This is a genomic window from Bordetella avium, from assembly GCF_034424645.1.
In the GTDB taxonomy this organism is placed as follows: Bacteria; Pseudomonadota; Gammaproteobacteria; order Burkholderiales; family Burkholderiaceae_B; genus Bordetella; species Bordetella avium.
This window is the reverse complement of the sequence record NZ_CP139969.1, coordinates 665,916-683,888: the sequence shown is the minus strand read 5'-3', so window position 1 is coordinate 683,888 and position 17,973 is coordinate 665,916. Positions and strand designations below refer to the sequence as shown.

The window sequence follows — 17,973 nt, the reverse complement described above, 5'->3', positions numbered from 1 at the left end:
CTGGATTGTAGGCCGTAACGCGGCCCAGGAGGAGGCAGGCCCGCCACCGCCGCCTGCGAATGACGCCGTCAGGCGCGATCAAACAGATTCAGCCCCAATGTGCGGGCGACATCGGCCACCATCAATTGTCCGCGCACGCTGTTGCCGGCGGGATCCAAGGGCGGCGAAAAAGCGGCCAAACCCATAACGCCCGGCACGACGGCCATAATGCCGCCGCCCACACCGCTCTTGCCGGGCAAGCCCACCGTATAGGCCCAATCACCGGAACGCTCGTACAAGCCCTCCATCATCATCTCGGCGAGCACGCTCGGCACATGCTCCGGCTTGAGCACCTGCTTACCTGTCAACGGGTTGCGGCCCTTGGCCGCGAGGGTCGCGGCCATCGTCGCGAGATGCCTAGCCGTGAACAGCGTGGAACATTGCCGCGTATAGACCTCGCATGCTTCCATCGGATCGGAATACATGGTCGAGGCGGAATACAACAGCCAGGCAATGGCGCGATTATGGAAATTGGTGGTCTGCTCTGACTGATTGACCTCATCAGACAGCGCAATGTCGGCGCCAGCCAGCGCAGATTGCATGGTGAGGATCTTCTTCCAGCGCTCCTCGGCGTTCGCCGCCTTCAGAAAACTGACCGTCGCGATCGCCCCGGCATTAACCAGCGGCGACAAGGGCTTGCCATCATGCAAGGCCAAAGCCATGACAGAGTTAAAAGGCAAACCCGTAGGATCAGCCCCGATCTTCTCACGCACCGCATCAGGGCCATGGTCTTCCAAGGCCTGCACCAAAGAGCAGACCTTGGAGATCGACTCGATGGCGAAGGCGTAGTCCGCATCACCGGCGACGACCTGATCGCCGTCTACGGTGACAGCGGCAACACCCGCCAAATGGGACGGCACTTTGGCCAGATAGGGGATATAGCTGGCATTGGCGCCGCCAGGTGCTTGCGCATGGCGAGCATGAGCGTCATTGACCGCGGCTGACAATCTAGAGACATCAATTTTCATGATTCGCTTTCCAGAAAGGGCATTATGGATTGACGTGCCTGAATCTCACTGTTTGGTTTTCTCCCAGGTAAAAGGTGCAAAATCGCTATCCGGACTGCGCCAGTCATCTTTCTTCAAGGCATAGATGATGAAAGGGCAGATCACGCAAATAACCGCCAGCACAACCAGGATGCCGACATAGGTGGCCGGGCTGCCAACCGAAATCTGGTCGGGCGGGATGAAGCTAAATATCAGCGCCAGCAGGGCGGCAATAAAGCCCACGCCACCTAGCACCCACATGCCGGCGTTACCGCCTGGAATACGATAGGGACGCGGTTGATTCGGTTGGCTGTACCGCAGGTAGATACCCGACGAGAACATCAACAGATACATGATCAGATAGAGAATGACCGCGAGCTGGCTCAATATCTGGTAGGCCGCCTGCACAGACGGCAAGACCACGAACAGCACAGCCAACAACGTCACCACGCAAGCCTGGACCAGCAAGATATGCGTGGCCATGCCGTTCTTGTTCTGGTGTTGCCACCAGCGCGGCAAATACCCGGCCTTGGCAACGGAAAGCAGGCCGGTGGATGGCCCGGCAACCCAAGTCACCACGCCGGCCAGCACACCAATCGCCAGCGCGATGGCCACGATCGGCCCGAGCCATGGCATGCCCGCCCAGCGGAACATCTCGTCATAGGCCATGAGCAGGCCCTGCGTCAGGCTGATGTCGGCTTGCGGCACGACGAAAGCAATCGCCAATGTGCCGAGCACGAAAATCAGCACCGTGCCGAGCGCCGCCAACATGATGGCGATCGGATAGTTGCGCGACGGATTGTCGATCTCCTGCACATGGATGGCGTTCATTTCCATGCCGGCATAGAACAGGAATATGCTGGCCGCCAGCACGATGTTGCTGAAGTGGCTGAAATTAGGCACCAGGGTTCCCCACTCCAGCGGAATCTGCGGCACGCCGCCCATGAACAGGTAAGCGAAACCCAGCACGATGAGAATGATGGCGGGAATGATGGTGCCGATAATGCCGCCCCATTTCGCCACCCGCGCAAAAGTGCTGACGCCCTTGAAGGCAATGAAAGTCGCCAGCCAGTAAATCGCCAGCACGATCACGAGCACGAACCCCTTGTTGGCGGACAAGGCTTCGTCCCAACGTTGATCCGGTCCCACAAAGGCGAGCGACACCGCCGCGAACGTCAATGCCGTGGGAAACCACACCGTGACCTCGATCCACAGCATGAACATGGAGAGAAAGGCCATGCGCGGCCCGAAGGCTTCTCCTACCCAGCGAAAGACACCCCCCTTCTGTGGCCAGCCGGTCGCCAGTTCCGCCGCCACCAGCGATACCGGCACCAGAAAGGCTACGGCAGCGAATATGTAATAAAAAATTGAACTCAGACCATATTCGGCTTCGGCCGGCAAACCGCGCAAGCTGACCACGGCCACGATATTCATGATCGCCAGCGTACCGATTGTTAGCTTTTTCGCGGTGTTTTTCCCGCTACTTGCTGCAGACGTCGACATTGTTATTCCTTCATAAACACGGCCGAAAAAGAAAGCCTCAGCACACGAAATGACGCGGCATTGCTTTTTCAGCCTCCGATTAAAAAAAGAAACACCACGTATTAATCGCTCATTAAGGCTACGCCCAAGGCAACAACGTGAACATCAAGCAAACACAGCGCCGCTCGTAGTTAATTTCCGATAAATACAGGGCTAGTCGGCCTTATAAAAACAGCATCTCAAAAACATATAAGCGCCCGTCCGACTTACGTGTTCGGCACTAATTTCTGTTTGAGAAGTGTGATTCCATGTTTTTTGGAAAAACCACTAAAACCTGCAGGTTTTGGTGGCTCCGCATAGCACGGACCGCACTCCTGAAGCAGGTTTGCCGTCAACAGAAAACACAAAGGAAACCAAATGAAGAAAATCATTATTTCGTTGAGCATCGCTGCGGCCACGCTTTCGTTCAGCGGCACAGCGCTGGCCGATGCCAAAAAGCCTATGCCGCTCTGGCAGTGCAGCGACTACCTTCAACTTAATGAGTCCTATCGTCCTGTCGCGCTGGGCTTTGCCGAAGCCGTCAACCGCAAAGGCAAACCCGAGGATGACGTCGTGGATATCGAGGGCATCGCCCAAATCACGCCCACGCTAGTGACCTATTGCCAGGAAAATCCCAAAGTCGCGCTAACGGACGCCCTGGCGCAAACCAAAGCCAACGCCGCCAACACCACGTCCAAAACTCCTCCCGCTTCCTCTACGACGGCGAAGTAAGTGTCCCCCCCAGGCGGCCTGCGAGCCGTCTGGGTTTGATCATTTCGCGTTGAGGAATAAGGAATAGCTAATGCCATTGCACGCAAAGCACTCTCTGCGCACCGCCCTGCTGGATGATGTCTTCGCTTCCGACGACCTCGCGGCGCCGCTGCCCAGACACCGCTTCCCGGTCACACAACAAACCGCACAACACGCTTACCAGGCCGTTCATGACGAGCTGATGCTAGACGGCAATTCACGCCAGAATCTGGCCACGTTTTGTCAGACATGGCTGGATGCCGAAACGCACAGACTCATGGATGAGTCGATCGACAAAAACATGATCGACAAAGATGAATATCCGCAGACGGCGGAGCTGGAAGCGCGTTGTGTACATATGCTGGCCGACCTCTGGAACGCGCCCGAGGCTGAAAATCCCACCGGCTGCTCCACCATCGGCTCATCGGAAGCCGCAATGCTGGGCGGACTGGCCATGAAGTGGGCCTGGCGCGGCAGGCGCAAAGCCGCCGGGAAACCCAGTGATCAGCCCAATCTCATTTGCGGCCCGGTGCAGATCTGCTGGCATAAATTCGCACGCTATTTCGATGTCGAACTGCGCGAAATACCCATGGAGCACGGTCGGCTCATCATGAGCCCCGAAGAAGTGCTCAAGCGCGCTGATGAAAACACAATAGGCGTCGTGCCCACTCTGGGTGTCACCTACACCTGCCAATACGAGCCGGTCACTGCGGTGCACCAGGCCCTTGATCGCCTGCAACAAGAAACAGGCCTTGATATTCCGATGCATATCGATGGCGCAAGCGGGGCATTTCTCGCCCCTTTCTGCGCGCCCGACCTGGTGTGGGATTTCCGCTTGCCGCGCGTAGTGTCGATCAATGCATCAGGACATAAATTCGGGCTCGCCCCGCTGGGCGTAGGCTGGGTCATATGGCGCGACGCCAAGCACCTGCCCGAAGACCTGATCTTCAATGTGAACTACCTGGGCGGCAACATGCCGACCTTCGCGTTGAACTTCTCGCGTCCGGGCGGCCAGATCGTGGCCCAGTACTACAACTTTCTGCGTCTGGGCCGCGAGGGCTATCAAAGCATCCAGAACGCCTGCTACGACACTGCGCAGTATCTCGCCCGCGAAATTGCCGCGCTCGGCCCTTTCGAAATTTTGGTGGATGGCAATCCGGCCCATGGCATTCCCGGCTTATGCTGGAAAATCAAAGATGGCCAGAAAGACCCGGGCTTCACGCTCTATGACATGGCAGACCGTCTGCGCACACGCGGCTGGCAGGTCCCCGCCTACTCTCTGCCCGCCAACCGCCAAGACCTTGTCATCCAGCGCATCCTGGTGCGGCACGGTGTCAGCCGTGATCTGGCCAGCCTGCTGATTGATGACTTCAAGCGTGCGATGGCATATTTCCGCACACACACCATCACGACCAGCACGGCCGACAAGCCGGCCAATGCCTTCCACCATTAAAGGCCCGCGGCTCAGGCTGCCGCGCGGGGTCGAAATTGGGCAATACTGACGCCGGCTAGGGCTAACAACCCCCCGACAACATGGTAGCTATGCGGATGTTCGCCGAGCGTGAGCGCCGCAATAATCACGGTACACACCGGCATGAGATTCAAAAAGATACTGGCCCGGTTGGGTCCTAGATAGCGCACGCCCTGCATCCACAGATAGGGAGCAAACAAGGACGGGAAAATACCCGCGTACAGCACCAGAGGCAGGTTTTGCAGATTGAGCGGCGATGGAGAGGACCACAGAAAAAAGGGTAAGTGATACAGCAAAGCAAAGGCCGCCTGCATGAACAGCGATTGCCAGACGCCGATCGGTAGGCGCCATTTGCGCAGCAACACGCCATATAGGGCATAAGAGAGCGCCGCCAGCGCCATCAGGCCGTCGCCCAGGCTGCCGCCCACCTCCAGCAGACGCGCCGGATCACCCTCGCCAATCAGAATGCTCAAACCAAACAGGGCCAGCAGCGCGCCCAGCACCGCCATCAGCGTTGGCCGCTCGCGCAGCAACAGAGCGCCTACCGCAATCGTCATCAGGGGTACGGTCGAAGCGATGATGCCCATATTGGTGGCTGTCGTCGTCGCGGCAGCGACATAGGAAAAGCCTTGAAACACTGCCATACCCAAAGCGCCCAGCACCGCCAATTGCCACAGATGACGGCGTATCTGCGACCATTCGCGCCGCAAACCGGGAGCGACAAAAGGCGCCAATAAAGCCAGCGCGATCACCCAACGATAAAAACCAATGACCGCCGGTGAAATCACCCCGGCGGCCATTTTGGTCACCACCATATTGATAGACCAAATGAGTACGGCCAATACCGGGAAGGCCATGTAACGGGGTGAAACGGGGGACATGATGACGCCTGACAAGGGAGAAACCGGGGAATAGTATCGTGCCGCTCCCCTTGCCACCGGATCTCCCCTGCCATCGCTGCGGGAAAGCGCGACAATAGAGGCCTTGCCATCTTTTGCAGGTTTCGACATGCCCGCCTCCACCACTGCACCCGCCGCACTGAGCCGTTTCAGCGAGACTGAACTCGACATGCTAGCCAAGACCGCCGACGCGCTGAGCGCCTATCTGGGCCAGCCCGTGCTGGCCGAGGTCGCCCAGAGCGAGGAAGGCATGGAGTGGGTGGCCTTCGGCGTTGCGCTGGACGACGATGCCGAAGAAGGCGATAAGCGCCCGCATGTGCAAATGGGCGGCCAGGGTGCGCGCATCCTGGGCGGCCGGGGTGGGCTGCCCGACACCGCCAGCCAGGCCTACGATTGCCTATACCTCTGGGCCATCCAGCTTTCGCTGGTCGAGGGCGAGCGCTTCATCAAGCTCGATCAGGACGGTGAAGAATGCGCCTGGTCTGACACCCTATCCGATGTGCTGCCTTTTGACCTCAACGAAACCGCCGACGACATCAGCGATGATGACGATGAGGAAGATGAGGACCACCACGACCATCACCACCATCGCCACTGAACACCGACTCAGTCCAGGCGGCCTTCCTCGACTGCATGGCAGGCGACCATCACACCCTCGCCGGCCGGCAAAGACAGCGGCGACTCGCGCTTGCACCGCTCGTTGGCGTGCGGGCAGCGAGGATGGAAAGTACATCCCGAAGGCGGGTTGAGCGGATTGGGAACCTCGCCGGCCACGGCGGTGCGTGATTTGCCCGTACCATTGAGGTCCGGAATCGCCTCCAGCAACATGCGGGTGTATGGATGGCGCGGGCGGTGGAACAAGGCATCGCGCCCCGCCACCTCGACGATACGGCCCAGATACATGACACCGACCCGATCGGCGACATGGTGGACCACCGCCAGATTGTGCGAGATGAAAAGATAGGTCAGGCCCAGCTCTCGCTGGAGGTCTTTCATCAGATTGAGCACCTGGGCCTGCACCGATACATCCAGCGCCGAGGTCGGCTCATCGCACACCAGAAACTCCGGCCGCACCGCCAATGCGCGGGCTATGGAAATACGCTGCCGCTGCCCGCCCGAGAACTGATGCGGATAGCGATTCTGGTCGGCCGGATCCAGACCCACCTGAGCCAGCAGTTCCGACACGCGCTGCGTACGTTCGGCGGCAGTCATGGAGGTGTGTGTCAGCATGGGCTCGGCAATGATGCGGCCCACGCGCCAACGCGGATTCAGGCTAGCATAGGGATCCTGGAAAATCATTTGCAAACGGCTGCGCAAGGCCTTGCCGCCGCGCTCCTCCATGCGCGAGAGCGGCTGGCCATCGAAACGAATGTCACCCCGGGTTAGGCCATAAAGCCCGACCAGCATACGCGCCACGGTTGATTTTCCGCAGCCGGACTCGCCGACCAGCGCCAAGGTTTCACCGCGCGCGATCTCGAACGACACACCATCGACGGCGCGCAGCATGACACGCGGTTTGCGCGACAGGACACGCTCCAGCCAGGGCTGCGACACATCGAACCAGCGCGCCGCATCGTTTACTTTCACCAGCGCGTCGCTCATGCCGCCACCTCTTCATTCAACAACCAACAGGCTGCACGCGATGTGCCTGCCGACATCAACTCAGGACGATCTCGAGTACAACGCTCCAGTTTGCGTTCGCAACGCGGATTGAAGGCGCAACCGGCCGGAATGGCATTCAGCCGCGGCATGCTGCCGTCAATCTGCACCAGACGTTGGTTGCTGCCATCCAGCGTGGGGATGGACCCCATCAAACCCACTGTGTAGGGATGGCTGGGCCGATGAATGACATCGGCGACAGGGCCGATCTCGGCCAGGCGACCGGCGTACATCACGGCCACCCGGTCGGCGGTCTCCGCAATCACGCCCATATCGTGCGTGATGAGCATGACCGCCGCCCCCTGCTCACGGCAGAGCTTTTTCAGCAGCTCGATGATCTGCGCCTGGATCGACACATCCAGCGCCGTGGTCGGCTCATCGGCCACGACCAGCTTGGGTTCAGCCGCCAGGGCCAGCGCGATCACGACACGCTGGCGCATGCCGCCCGAAAACTGATGCGGGTAGTGGTCGATACGCTCACGGGCCGCAGGTATGCCCGTGGCCGCCAACAGCTCGATGGCGCGCTCACGCGCCTGGCGAGGCGTCATCGGCAGATGGGTCAGAATGGTTTCGACTAATTGACGGCCAACGGTATACAGCGGGTTGAGCGAGGTCAGCGGATCTTGAAAGACCGCACCGATCTCGCGCCCGCGCACCCGCCGCATCTGCTCTTCAGGCAGATTGTCGATACGGCGGCCTTCGAGCAGGATCTCGCCGCCGCTGATGCGTCCGGGCGGCTCCAGCAGGCCGATGATGGCCGCACCCGTCAGGGACTTACCAGCGCCTGACTCCCCCACCACGCCCAGTACTTCACCGGGAGAGATGGAAAATGAAACATCATCCAGCGCCTTCAGAACGCCACGCCGCGTCGGAAACTCCACCGACAGATTGTTCACTTGCAACAATGCGCTCATGGTTACCTCAATTCAGCCGCGGGTTGAGCGCATCACGCAGCCAGTCGCCCACCAGATTGACTGACAGCACCAACAGCACCAGCGCGGCGCCGGGGAAGATGGTGATCCACCATTCACCCGAAAACAGGAAGTCATTGCCGATACGGATCAGCGTGCCCAGTGACGGCGCCGTAGGCGGCACGCCCACGCCGAGAAAGGACAAGGTGGCCTCGGTAATAATGGCCGTGGCCAGATGCACAGTCGCCAGCACCAGCACCGGACCGGTTACGTTGGGCAGCACATGACGGAACATGATGACAGGCGAGGATACGCCGATCACCCGCGCAGCCTGCACATATTCGCGGTTTTTCTCGACCAGGGTCGAACCGCGCACCGTGCGGGCATACTGCGGCCAACCGGCCAGAGCAATGGCCCCGACCAGCACCGGGAAGGCGATGATCTCGTGCAGATCGCGAGGCACGGCCGCACGGGCCACGCCGTCGATCAGCAGCGCGATCAGGATGGCAGGAAAAGACAGCTGCACATCGGCCACGCGCATGATGAGCGCATCGACCCGTCCGCCGACATAGCCCGAAATCAGGCCGAGCACGATGCCGATCAGCATGGACAGCGCAACGGAAGCCAGACCGATCAGCAAGGACACCCGGGTGCCATAGAGAATCGCGGAGTACAGATCACGACCCTGGCTGTCGGTTCCCAACAGGTATTTAGCCTGCCCGTGTTCGCTCCAGGCCGGCGGCTGCAAGGCATCCAGCAGTTCGACCGTGGTGAGGTCAAAGGGATTGTGCGGAGCAACCCAGCCGGCGCCCAGCGAACCCACCAGCATGAGCGCCAGAATGATGCTGGCGACGATGGCGACAGGCGTGTGACGCCAGGACCAGCATAGATCGCTGTCCCACCAGCGTTTGAGTGTGGCTTGCATTAGTGTCCCCCTCCTTGGCGCGTCAATCCGGAACGCAGGCGCGGATCCACCACGAAATACAAAAGATCAACCACCAGATTGATCACTACGAAAATCAGGGCGATCAGACAGAGATAGGCCGCCATGACAGGCACATCGGCATACTGCACGGCCTGAATGAACAGCAGACCCATGCCCGGCCACTGGAACACGGTTTCGGTCACGATGGCAAAAGCGATGATGCCGCCCAGTTGCAAGCCGGTGATGGTGATAACCGGGACCATGGTGTTTTTGAGCGCATGGCCGAAATGAATGGCGCGGCGCTTGAGGCCTCGGGCCTTGGCGAACTTGATGTAATCCGTACGCAGCACCTCCAGCATCTCGGAACGCACCAGACGCAACACCAGGGTCATCTGGAACAGGGACAGCGTGATCGAGGGCAGGATAAGATGTTTCCAGCCGCTGGCTGTCAGGAAACCCGTGGTCCACCAGCCCAGGCTGACCGTCTCTCCCCGTCCATAACTGGGCAGCCAGCCCAGTTGCACCGAAAACACCAGAATCAGCAGGATGCCGATCAGGAAGGTGGGCAGCGATACGCCAAGCAAAGAACCCGCCAAAACCATCTGGGCGACAAAACCCTTGCGGCGCAGGGCGGTATACACCCCCAAGGGCAGGCCGATCAGCAAGGCGAGCAAAGCCGCAACGAAAGAAAGCTCCAGCGTTGCAGGCAAGCGGCTTTTTATCAGACTGGAAACGGGCTCGTTCTGGCGCAGGGAAATACCGAAATCACCCTGCAACGCATTGCCGACGAAGCGGACAAACTGCACGGGAGGCGGGTCGTCGAGACCCAATTTTTGCCGCAGCTCGGTGCGCTCGGCATCAGTGGCATCCTGCCCCAGCATGATGGTGACAGGGTCGCCCACGTACTGAAACAGCACAAAGGCCAGCAGTGCGACAGTGGCCATCACCGCCACGGCCTGCAACAGCCGTCGGATAATAAATGCAAACATGGCAGCTCACTACAGAGCACGGCGGCCCATGGGCGAGCCGCCGCGCGTAAATCAAGAACCGGAAGATCAGTTGATCTTGACCCAGTCAGCTACCAAGCGGTTGTCTGCGCGGTGAACCGCGTCGACATTCTTGCGCATGGCCCAGGGGATGACCTGGTCATGCAGCGGAATATGGCCGAAATCCTTGGCGTGGATTTCCAGCGCCTTGTGAATATCGGCGTCGCGCTTGGCGACATCGGTTTCGGTCTTGATGCGGTCGATGATGGTATCGACTTCCTTGTTGCTGTAGTCGCCCAGGTTGTACATGCCATCAGCCCCCTCACCCTTGGTGCGGATGAGGTTTTGTAGGGTGTACATGGCATCAAAGGTCGGCACGCCCCAGCCGAACAGATAGACGCTGGTGTCGCGGTTCTGGACCTTGGGGAAATAGGTGGCGCGCGGCATGGCGTTCAGCGAGGCCTTGACGCCGACCTTGGCCCACATGCCGACCACCGCCTGGCAGATCGCCTCGTCGTTGATATAGCGGTTATTCGGGCAGTCCAGGGTGAAATTGAGCGTGCCGTCGTAGCCGGCTTCCTTCAGGAGGGCGCGGGCCTTCTCGGGATCATAGGGCACGCGCTTATGCAGGTCTTCGGTCCAGCCATGCACCTGAGGCGCGATCATGGTGCCCGTCGGGGCCGACAGACCACGCATCACGGCGCGCTTGATGGCATCGACATCGATGGCGCGATAAAGCGCTTCGCGCACACGGGCATCCTGCATGGGATTCTTGCCCTTGATGCTGGAGTACAGCAGCTCGGGACGCTTCTGGTCGTAGCCGATGTAAATCGTGCGGTACTCGTTGCCTTCGACCACCTTGGCCTGCTGACGCAGACGGTCCAGATCCTGGGCCGCCGGATCGAGCACGAAATCCAGCTCGCCGGAGAGCAGCGCAGCCGTGCGGGTGGCATTCTGTTTGATCGGGGTGAAGACGATGTCGGTGACGTTGCCGACCTTGTCTTTCTTGTTCCACCAGTCGGGGTTTTCTTCGAAGGTGGTGCGAACGTCAACTTCGCGCGACTTCAACTTGTAAGGGCCGGTGCCATTGGTATTGCGCGCGGCAAAGGTTTCTTCCTTGGCGGCGTAATCCTGTGGCTTGACGACGTTGTTCTTTTCCGCCCAGGCCTTGTTCATGATGAACACGTTGGGCAATTGCCGCAGCAACACCGGATTGGGCGCGGTGGTTTCGATCTCGATGGTGTGATCGTCGATCTTGCGCGCTTCCTTGATGCCGGTGGTGTAAGCCTTGTAGTTCGACGTGGGGGCCATCGCGCGGTGGATGGAGAACACGGCGTCATCGGCAGTAAACGGCGCACCGTCGTGGAATTTCACGCCCTGGCGCAGCTTGAAGCGGTACAGCGTGGGCGAAACCTGTTCCCATTCGGTCGCCAGGCGCGGCACCACCTTGAAATCCTTGTCGTAATCCACCAATGGCTCATAGACGTAGCTATTGGCGGCGATAGTCATGCCCTCGTTTTGGGAGTGCGGATCGAACGTGAGGATGTCTCCCTGTGCCGCCCAGCGAAAGGTTTTGGCTTGCGAGGCGGTGGGCAGTGCGATTGCGGCGGCGATAGCCAACGCGACCAGAGTGCGGCGCATAGTTGCTCCTGACTGTAATCTGAATAACCGGCGGGATATTGCCGCAGCGCAGAACCGCGCGTCAATTGAGGGTTTTTGCCGATGACTGACAAGTATCTGACAAATTGTCAGTTTCCTCGACTATATACATATTCATTTGTAAGGGGGTTGAGGACATTCCCTCAGATGAATTTGATATTTGATGCTTGAAATAAATAAAGCTCTGGGATAAGCGATAAGCTGGCCTGCAGCGTTCGCGCCTAAGACCTTATGCGGCAACCCGGCGCCGATCCCGCAGATGAAGCAAATAGCCCGGCAGCCACATGCAAAGCGCCAGCAGACGACCGGCAGGATGGGTGAGACGGTATCGCGCGAGGATCGCCTCTCGACCCGAACGCTGCAATAACAAGCGAAACCGGGTGTAGCGGGCCGCCGCCATGAACATGTCACGAGGCCGAAAACGCAACTCGGCCGCATGGTGTTGCAGCATATCCCAGGCCAGAAGATACAGACCCTCGGCGTTGCTGCCCAGCGACAGGCCCTCGCTGCTCAGACTGCTAGGAGACTCGTGATAGCGCCGAACCACTTGATTGATGAAACGGCTGCGATAGCCCGCCCGGGCGATGGCCCACCAGACCAGACTTTCCGGCACAAAGCCGGCGATATCCTCGGGAAAGGGAAAGCGCCGCAGCACATCGGTGCGCATGCAGCCGAACTTCTCGCCGCCGACCCGCTCGCGAAAATACATGTCGACAGCCGAGCTATCGAAGATGTCTGCGGGAAAACGATCGCCAACAATGCTGCCGTCGGGGCGCGCGCACAGCCCGGTGATGGCGACAAAGCCTGCGCGCTGCGCCTCGGGAATATCACGCCAGGCCCGATCAAATACCGACAGCGCGCTGGGCGTCAGCTCGTCATCGCTGTCCAACGCCACGATGAACTCGCCCCGGGCCTCACGCACGCCAAGGTTGAAGGCCGTTTTCTTGTGCTGGTTTTCCTGCCAGAGGTAGCGGATCGGAAATGCTGCGTCGGCCTGCCATTGCATGACGATCTGACGCGTAGCGTCGGTTGAGCCGTCGTCGACGATCAGCCATTCGAAATCACGCCAGGTTTGCGCCTGAAGCGAGCGATAGACGCGGGGCAGGGTCTCAGACCGATTATAGGTCGAGGTGAGTACCGTAAATCGGAAAGGGGCTGGATGATTCATGCGTATTGGCTACTTGGTTCGCTGACTATGCCGCACTCCGCCTGCAAGACAGGACGTCCTGTAAGGTATCGGAGAGAAATACCCCCGCCCGGAAATTCCATTTAGAGGCCGACTATATCACCCGGCGCCAAACTCCCGCTGAGTCCGAGCACGGTACACTTTGCCCGCGCCAGTCCGCCCATTCATCCCCCGGCTGCACATCATGGAACCGAACCCCGTCCAGCTCAACGACATCGCCCTGTTTGTCGAAGTCGCCAAGCGCAAAAGTTTCAGCCTGGCGGCCAAGGCTTTGCACATGCCGACATCGACCCTTTCGCGGCGCATCAGCCAGCTCGAACGCGCCATCGGCCTGCGCCTGATCAACCGCAATACGCGGCGGCTAGAGCTCACCGATGCCGGCTCTATTTATCTGCGCCGCTGCCAGGGCCTCATCGACGAGGCGCGGCTGGCACAAGAGCAGTTGCGCTCTCTCTCGAGCAAACCCAAGGGCCGGTTGAGCATTTCCATGCCTTACAGCCTGGCCATCTGGCTCTTGCCCAACTCGCTGCGCGCCTTCATGGACGCCTACCCGGATCTGGAATGCGAGTTCGATCTCAATCTGAAATCGATAGCAGACTCCCACGGCGACCCCTTCGACATCATGTTGCGCTTTGGCTGTGACAGCCAGGAACTCACCGATGACAACTCGCCGCTGGTGGACGAGATCATCCGCCTGGAGGGTTATCTCTACGCCTCCTGCGAGTATCTGGAACGATATGGCATGCCCAAGACGCCGGCCGATCTGAGCCAGCATCAATGTCTGCGCACCGCCATCGATGAGGCGCACTCCTCCTGGACCCTGACCCAGGGCACGCAGACCGAGCGCATCCCCGTCAGCGGCCACCTGGCGGGTAACAACATCAGCGTCATGGGTTCATTGTCGGGTCTAGGCATGGGTATCGCCCGACTGCCTTACTGCCAGGCGCTAGATGCCGTCATCGAACAGCATGCGCTCAAACGGGTGCTGCCAGACTGGCAGGTGAATCCGATCTCCATCTTCGGCCATTTTCCGCAGCAAATCCTGCCGGCCAAGACGCGCGCCTTCATGGACTATATCCGACCGCTGCTAGGGCCTGCCGGCAGCGCGCCGTCGCGCTAATGGCTTCGGCCCAAGACCCTCTTGTAGCGGCTCTGGCCGATGCCCTACCCATACCGCCAAACGTAAAAAAAGCTCCCAGAGGGAGCTTTTTCCAACTGCTCTGAATGACAGAACGGTTGCGCGGCTTACACGCGCTTGATCTTTTCCAGCATCTTGAAAATGCCCTTGGGAGCATTGACGAAAAGACGCTTGAACGACTTGCCCAGGCAACGGCGTTCCAGGGTGTTACGACGCACGCGCTTGCGTTCGGCCATGATGAAAATCTCCAGTAAAAAAAGGGTTGATAACATCAAGGGCTTCAGACTCAGGAGATTCAAGACGCTAAAAGCCGGTTAAGCCCCAGCCCCCACGTAACCGCCCTGCCACCACAACCCTTGTGTGGTTTGCCATGCCTGATCGTGCCGCTTTCTTTTAAACGAAAGCCAAAAACGGCAGGCAATGAAAATCTAGGTAACTTGGCATTCTAGCCGTAAACCCACCCCTTAGACAAACCTGCGCCAACCAGATTGTCCCCGTTTTCGCATGCAGCACGGTCATGAACTCGGCGAACGCCGCCGTTCCCGCAAGCACCGTCATATCTGCTCGCAGGCGAAGCCAGCCATCCCCGCCGCAGGCCTGGGCATTTGCGATGACGTCATAAATTTGGTGTACTGTTTATCTATACAGCACGCCATAATGCCCGCAATATAGGCATTGCGTTCACACTGTAGGCGACTATTCCCTCTTGCCCGCCTTGCCTTTACCCCGGAATTGCCCTCCCACACCGGCTACGATTACGCCTCATGAGCTCCCATATCCGCATCGTTGGCGCCCGCCAGAACAATCTCAAGAATCTCGACCTCACCATCAACACCGGCGAACTGGTCGTTGTGACCGGCGTGTCCGGTTCGGGTAAGAGCTCGCTGGCGTTTGACACGCTTTATGCTGAAGGCCAGCGCCGCTATGTCGAGACCTTCTCGCCCTATGCGCGCCAGTTCCTGGATCGCATGGACAAACCCCAGGTTGACCGCATCGAGGGCATTCTGCCGGCCATCGCCATCGACCAGACCAACCCGGTGCGCAGCTCACGCAGTACGGTTGGCACGATGACCGAGCTGAATGACCATCTCAAACTGCTGTTCGCGCGCGGCTCGCATCTCTATTGCCGCGGTTGCGGCAAACGCGTGTGGCGCGACAGCCCGGAATCGGTGTTTCATTCGCTGGCTGAGCGCTCCGCCGCCGCGGGCGATCCGCGCCTGGTGATTACCTTCCCCATCTCCGTGCCGGCCAATTTCAGCGAGGAAGAGGTCAAGGGGTTTCTGGAAGGCCAGGGATATACGCGGGTACACCGCGAAGACAGCGCCATGCCGGTCAAGGCCAAGGCCAAGAGCAAGGCAGCCGACGGCGCGCGGCGCAGGCTGCATGTGGTGCAGGATCGCCTGCGTTTCAGCAATGCCGAACGCGAGCGCGTGATGGAAGCGCTGGACACGGCGTTACGCATGGGCGCGGGCCATCTGGCGGTGTATGTCCTGGACGACGAAGGCGGCGATGCCGCCGTGTGGAAATACAGCGACCGCCTGCATTGCGCCGATTGCGATATCGAGTACAGCGATGTGCAACCCAGCAGCTTCTCTTTCAATTCGCCCCTGGGCGCATGCGAAGCCTGCCGCGGTTTTGGCCGCGTGATCGGCATCGACCTCGGACTGGTCATCCCGGACGAGAACAAGACACTCAAGGAAGGCGCCATCAAACCCTGGCAGACCCCCTCCTTCAAGGAGTGTCAGGATGACATGATGAAGTACGCCGCCCGCGCCGGCATTCCGATCTCGGTGCCCTGGAAGGCCATGAGCCAGGCGCAGCGCGACTGGGTGCTCAACGGCACGCCTGACTGGAAAGGCCCCGAGTCCGCCTGGCAGAACCAGTGGTACGGCGTGCACCGATTTTTTGCCTGGCTGGAAAGCCGGGCCTACAAAATGCACGTGCGCGTGCTGCTCTCCAAATACCGCAGCTACACCTCCTGCCCGACTTGCCACGGCGCCCGCCTGAAACCCGACTCCCTGCTATGGCGTCTGGGCAGCAAGGCCGAAGCCGACGCCGTGCTGCCGCCGGGCGATGAGCGCTATCAGCGCTTCATGCCGGCGGGCGCGAGCTGGACACGTGAACAGCTCGACAGCCTGGACGGTTTGTCCATCCATGATGTGATGCTGCTGCCTATCGAACGGGTGCGCCGCTTCTTCGACGACATCACCTTCCAGGGCGCGATGGATGCCGCCTCGGATCTGCTGTTGACCGAGGCCCGCGCGCGCCTGAGATTCCTGTGCGATGTCGGGCTGGGTTATCTCACGTTGGACCGCCAGAGCCGTACCCTCTCGGGGGGAGAAGTCCAGCGCATCAATCTCACGACCGCCCTGGGCACGTCGCTCGTCAATACACTATTTGTCTTGGACGAGCCCTCAATCGGCCTGCACCCGCGGGATATGCATCGCGTAGTCGAGGTCATGCATCGCCTGCGCAATGCGGGCAACACACTCGTTGTTGTCGAACATGATCCGCAAGTCATGGTGGCGGCAGACCGTGTGATCGATATCGGCCCCGGACCGGGCGAGCGCGGCGGCAATATCGTTTTCGACGGCACACCGGAACAACTGCGTGCCGCGCCGACGCTGACAGGCGATTATCTGGGCGGACGGCGTCATGTCGAAGCGCCGCGCCCCATGCCGGTGGCCGCCAATACGCCGCGCCTGCTGCTCGAAGGCGTGCGCGCGCACAATCTGAAAAACGTCTCGATCGAACTGCCGCTGGGCCGTCTGGTCTGCGTGACTGGCGTGTCCGGTTCCGGCAAATCGACGCTGGTGCAGGATGTGCTTTACCCTGCCCTGCTCAAGCAGCAGGGCAAGCCTTCGGAGGCGCCTGGCGCGTTCGACCGCCTGCTCGGCGCCGAACAGATTGCCGACGTCGTCATGGTCGATCAAACCCCGATCGGCAAAACTGCCCGCTCCAACCCGGCCAGCTATGTGGGCGCCTTCGATGCGATCCGCAAACTGTTCGCGCAGGCGCCGCTTTCCAAAGAGCGCGGCTACACCGCCGGCACCTTCAGTTTCAACAGCGGCGACGGCCGCTGCCCGACCTGCGGCGGCACGGGTTTTGAACACGTCGAGATGCAATTCCTGTCCGACGTCTATCTGCGTTGCCCGGATTGCGATGGCAAGCGTTTCCGGCCGGAGGTGCTGGAAGTCCGTGTCGAACATCTGGGCAACAGCGCCTCGATCGATGAAGTGCTGGAAATGACGGTCAGCGAGGCGCTGGAGTTTTTCCGTGGTCTGCGCGATGTGCAGACCGGGCTCGCACCGCTGGGCGACGTCGGCCTGGAATACGTTCGCCTGGGCCAGCCTGTGCCCACCCTGTCTGGCGGCGAAGCGCAGCGCCTGAAGCTCGCGGGCCACCTGGCCGAAGCCGCGCGCAGCGGCATCTCGACCGCCAAGGTCGCCAAAAAGGGCAGCCTGTTTTTGTTTGATGAACCGACCACGGGCCTGCATTTCGATGATGTGGCGCGTTTGATGCGCGCCTTCCGCAAGCTGCTGGCGGCCGGTCATACGCTGCTGGTCATCGAACACAATCTGGATGTGATCCGCGCCGCAGACTGGCTGATCGATCTGGGACCGGACGGCGGCGATGCGGGCGGTGAACTGGTCGGTGTCGGCACGCCCCAAGATCTGATGGACAACCCGCGTTCGCATACCGGCCAGGCGCTACGCGAATATGAGGCCAGCATCTTGCCGGTCCATGCCCTACCCACGCTGGCGGAGCCGGTTACGAGCTACGAAAGCGGCACGCCGCTGCAATCGCTCATGCGTCAACGCCGCCAACAGGCCCAGACCATCG

At 60.1% G+C, this 17,973-nt stretch carries 14 protein-coding genes and 1 pseudogene; 5 read left to right on the top strand and 10 right to left on the bottom strand.

Going from position 1 to position 17,973, the window contains the following annotated elements:
* Positions 1-68 precede the first annotated feature (68 nt).
* Together glsA and gadC are read right to left on the bottom strand one after the other, a co-directional pair.
* A complete protein-coding gene (gene glsA, locus U0029_RS03160) occupies positions 69-1,007 on the bottom strand; it encodes a glutaminase A (RefSeq protein ID WP_114852699.1) in 939 nt (312 codons plus the stop codon).
* 45 nt (positions 1,008-1,052) lie between these two features.
* Positions 1,053-2,528: a putative glutamine/gamma-aminobutyrate antiporter GadC gene (gene gadC / locus U0029_RS03155; RefSeq protein WP_114852698.1), complete on the bottom strand. Its 1,476-nt coding sequence runs from the start codon at positions 2,526-2,528 to the stop codon at positions 1,053-1,055.
* A gap of 396 nt (positions 2,529-2,924) precedes the next feature.
* Here gadC and hdeA point away from each other — a divergent pair, with 396 nt between their 5' ends.
* Complete coding sequence (gene hdeA / locus U0029_RS03150; protein ID WP_114852697.1) at positions 2,925-3,278, top strand: acid-activated periplasmic chaperone HdeA; 354 nt, start codon at positions 2,925-2,927, stop codon at positions 3,276-3,278.
* A gap of 70 nt (positions 3,279-3,348) precedes the next feature.
* Entirely contained in the window at positions 3,349-4,749 is a 1,401-nt protein-coding gene (locus U0029_RS03145; RefSeq protein ID WP_012418439.1) for a glutamate decarboxylase, read from the top strand.
* Positions 4,750-4,760: 11 nt separating this feature from the next.
* On the opposite strand, the gene U0029_RS03140 is transcribed toward U0029_RS03145, so the two are convergent.
* Positions 4,761-5,648 carry a DMT family transporter gene (locus U0029_RS03140; RefSeq protein ID WP_241560819.1) on the bottom strand — a complete coding sequence of 296 codons (888 nt, stop codon included), beginning with the start codon at positions 5,646-5,648 and terminating at the stop codon, positions 4,761-4,763.
* 127 nt (positions 5,649-5,775) lie between these two features.
* On the opposite strand from U0029_RS03140, the gene U0029_RS03135 reads away from it, so the two are divergent.
* Complete coding sequence (locus U0029_RS03135; protein WP_012418441.1) at positions 5,776-6,264, top strand: hypothetical protein; 489 nt, start codon at positions 5,776-5,778, stop codon at positions 6,262-6,264.
* Between the two features lie 8 nt (positions 6,265-6,272).
* Here U0029_RS03135 and U0029_RS03130 read toward each other — a convergent pair whose 3' ends face one another.
* The 6 genes from U0029_RS03130 to U0029_RS03105 all read right to left on the bottom strand — a co-directional run bounded on the left by U0029_RS03130 (position 6,273) and on the right by U0029_RS03105 (position 12,974).
* Positions 6,273-7,268: an ABC transporter ATP-binding protein gene (locus U0029_RS03130; RefSeq protein WP_114852695.1), complete on the bottom strand. Its 996-nt coding sequence runs from the start codon at positions 7,266-7,268 to the stop codon at positions 6,273-6,275.
* Positions 7,265-8,239: an ABC transporter ATP-binding protein gene (locus U0029_RS03125; protein WP_012418443.1), complete on the bottom strand. Its 975-nt coding sequence runs from the start codon at positions 8,237-8,239 to the stop codon at positions 7,265-7,267. Before U0029_RS03125 ends, U0029_RS03130 begins: the two co-directional genes overlap by 4 nt.
* 7 nt (positions 8,240-8,246) lie before the next feature.
* The gene (locus U0029_RS03120; protein ID WP_012418444.1) at positions 8,247-9,161 is read right to left on the bottom strand and encodes an ABC transporter permease; all 915 of its coding nucleotides are present in this window, start codon (positions 9,159-9,161) and stop codon (positions 8,247-8,249) included.
* The gene (locus U0029_RS03115; RefSeq protein WP_012418445.1) at positions 9,161-10,150 is read right to left on the bottom strand and encodes an ABC transporter permease; all 990 of its coding nucleotides are present in this window, start codon (positions 10,148-10,150) and stop codon (positions 9,161-9,163) included. The genes U0029_RS03120 and U0029_RS03115 overlap by 1 nt, the downstream gene beginning before the upstream one ends.
* A gap of 66 nt (positions 10,151-10,216) precedes the next feature.
* The gene (locus tag U0029_RS03110; protein ID WP_012418446.1) at positions 10,217-11,788 is read right to left on the bottom strand and encodes an ABC transporter substrate-binding protein; all 1,572 of its coding nucleotides are present in this window, start codon (positions 11,786-11,788) and stop codon (positions 10,217-10,219) included.
* Between the two features lie 247 nt (positions 11,789-12,035).
* Positions 12,036-12,974: a glycosyltransferase family 2 protein gene (locus U0029_RS03105; protein WP_012418447.1), complete on the bottom strand. Its 939-nt coding sequence runs from the start codon at positions 12,972-12,974 to the stop codon at positions 12,036-12,038.
* Between the two features lie 202 nt (positions 12,975-13,176).
* Here U0029_RS03105 and U0029_RS03100 point away from each other — a divergent pair, with 202 nt between their 5' ends.
* Entirely contained in the window at positions 13,177-14,112 is a 936-nt protein-coding gene (locus tag U0029_RS03100) for a LysR family transcriptional regulator (RefSeq protein ID WP_012418448.1), read from the top strand.
* Between the two features lie 125 nt (positions 14,113-14,237).
* Here U0029_RS03100 and U0029_RS03095 read toward each other — a convergent pair whose 3' ends face one another.
* Positions 14,238-14,366, bottom strand: coding sequence for a hypothetical protein (locus U0029_RS03095; RefSeq protein ID WP_256682143.1), 129 nt, complete (start codon positions 14,364-14,366; stop codon positions 14,238-14,240).
* Between the two features lie 528 nt (positions 14,367-14,894).
* Between U0029_RS03095 and uvrA the strand changes: the two are divergent.
* Positions 14,895-17,747 (top strand): annotated as a pseudogene (uvrA, locus tag U0029_RS17245) (excinuclease ABC subunit UvrA); the annotation flags it as partial.
* Positions 17,748-17,973: the final 226 nt, after the last annotated feature.

Bases quoted from the DNA above. Each gene is read 5' to 3' on its own strand.
- U0029_RS03095 (WP_256682143.1), bottom strand. From the start codon at position 14,366: ATGGCCGAACGCAAGCGCGTGCGTCGTAACACCCTGGAACGCCGTTGC.
- U0029_RS03105 (WP_012418447.1), bottom strand. From the start codon at position 12,974: ATGAATCATCCAGCCCCTTTCCGATTTACGGTACTCACCTCGACCTAT.
- U0029_RS03110 (WP_012418446.1), bottom strand. From the start codon at position 11,788: ATGCGCCGCACTCTGGTCGCGTTGGCTATCGCCGCCGCAATCGCACTG.
- U0029_RS03145 (WP_012418439.1), top strand. From the start codon at position 3,349: ATGCCATTGCACGCAAAGCACTCTCTGCGCACCGCCCTGCTGGATGAT.
- U0029_RS03130 (WP_114852695.1), bottom strand. From the start codon at position 7,268: ATGAGCGACGCGCTGGTGAAAGTAAACGATGCGGCGCGCTGGTTCGAT.
- U0029_RS03125 (WP_012418443.1), bottom strand. From the start codon at position 8,239: ATGAGCGCATTGTTGCAAGTGAACAATCTGTCGGTGGAGTTTCCGACG.
- U0029_RS03100 (WP_012418448.1), top strand. From the start codon at position 13,177: ATGGAACCGAACCCCGTCCAGCTCAACGACATCGCCCTGTTTGTCGAA.
- U0029_RS03120 (WP_012418444.1), bottom strand. From the start codon at position 9,161: ATGCAAGCCACACTCAAACGCTGGTGGGACAGCGATCTATGCTGGTCC.
- hdeA (WP_114852697.1), top strand. From the start codon at position 2,925: ATGAAGAAAATCATTATTTCGTTGAGCATCGCTGCGGCCACGCTTTCG.
- glsA (WP_114852699.1), bottom strand. From the start codon at position 1,007: ATGAAAATTGATGTCTCTAGATTGTCAGCCGCGGTCAATGACGCTCAT.
- U0029_RS03135 (WP_012418441.1), top strand. From the start codon at position 5,776: ATGCCCGCCTCCACCACTGCACCCGCCGCACTGAGCCGTTTCAGCGAG.
- gadC (WP_114852698.1), bottom strand. From the start codon at position 2,528: ATGTCGACGTCTGCAGCAAGTAGCGGGAAAAACACCGCGAAAAAGCTA.
- U0029_RS03140 (WP_241560819.1), bottom strand. From the start codon at position 5,648: ATGTCCCCCGTTTCACCCCGTTACATGGCCTTCCCGGTATTGGCCGTA.
- U0029_RS03115 (WP_012418445.1), bottom strand. From the start codon at position 10,150: ATGTTTGCATTTATTATCCGACGGCTGTTGCAGGCCGTGGCGGTGATG.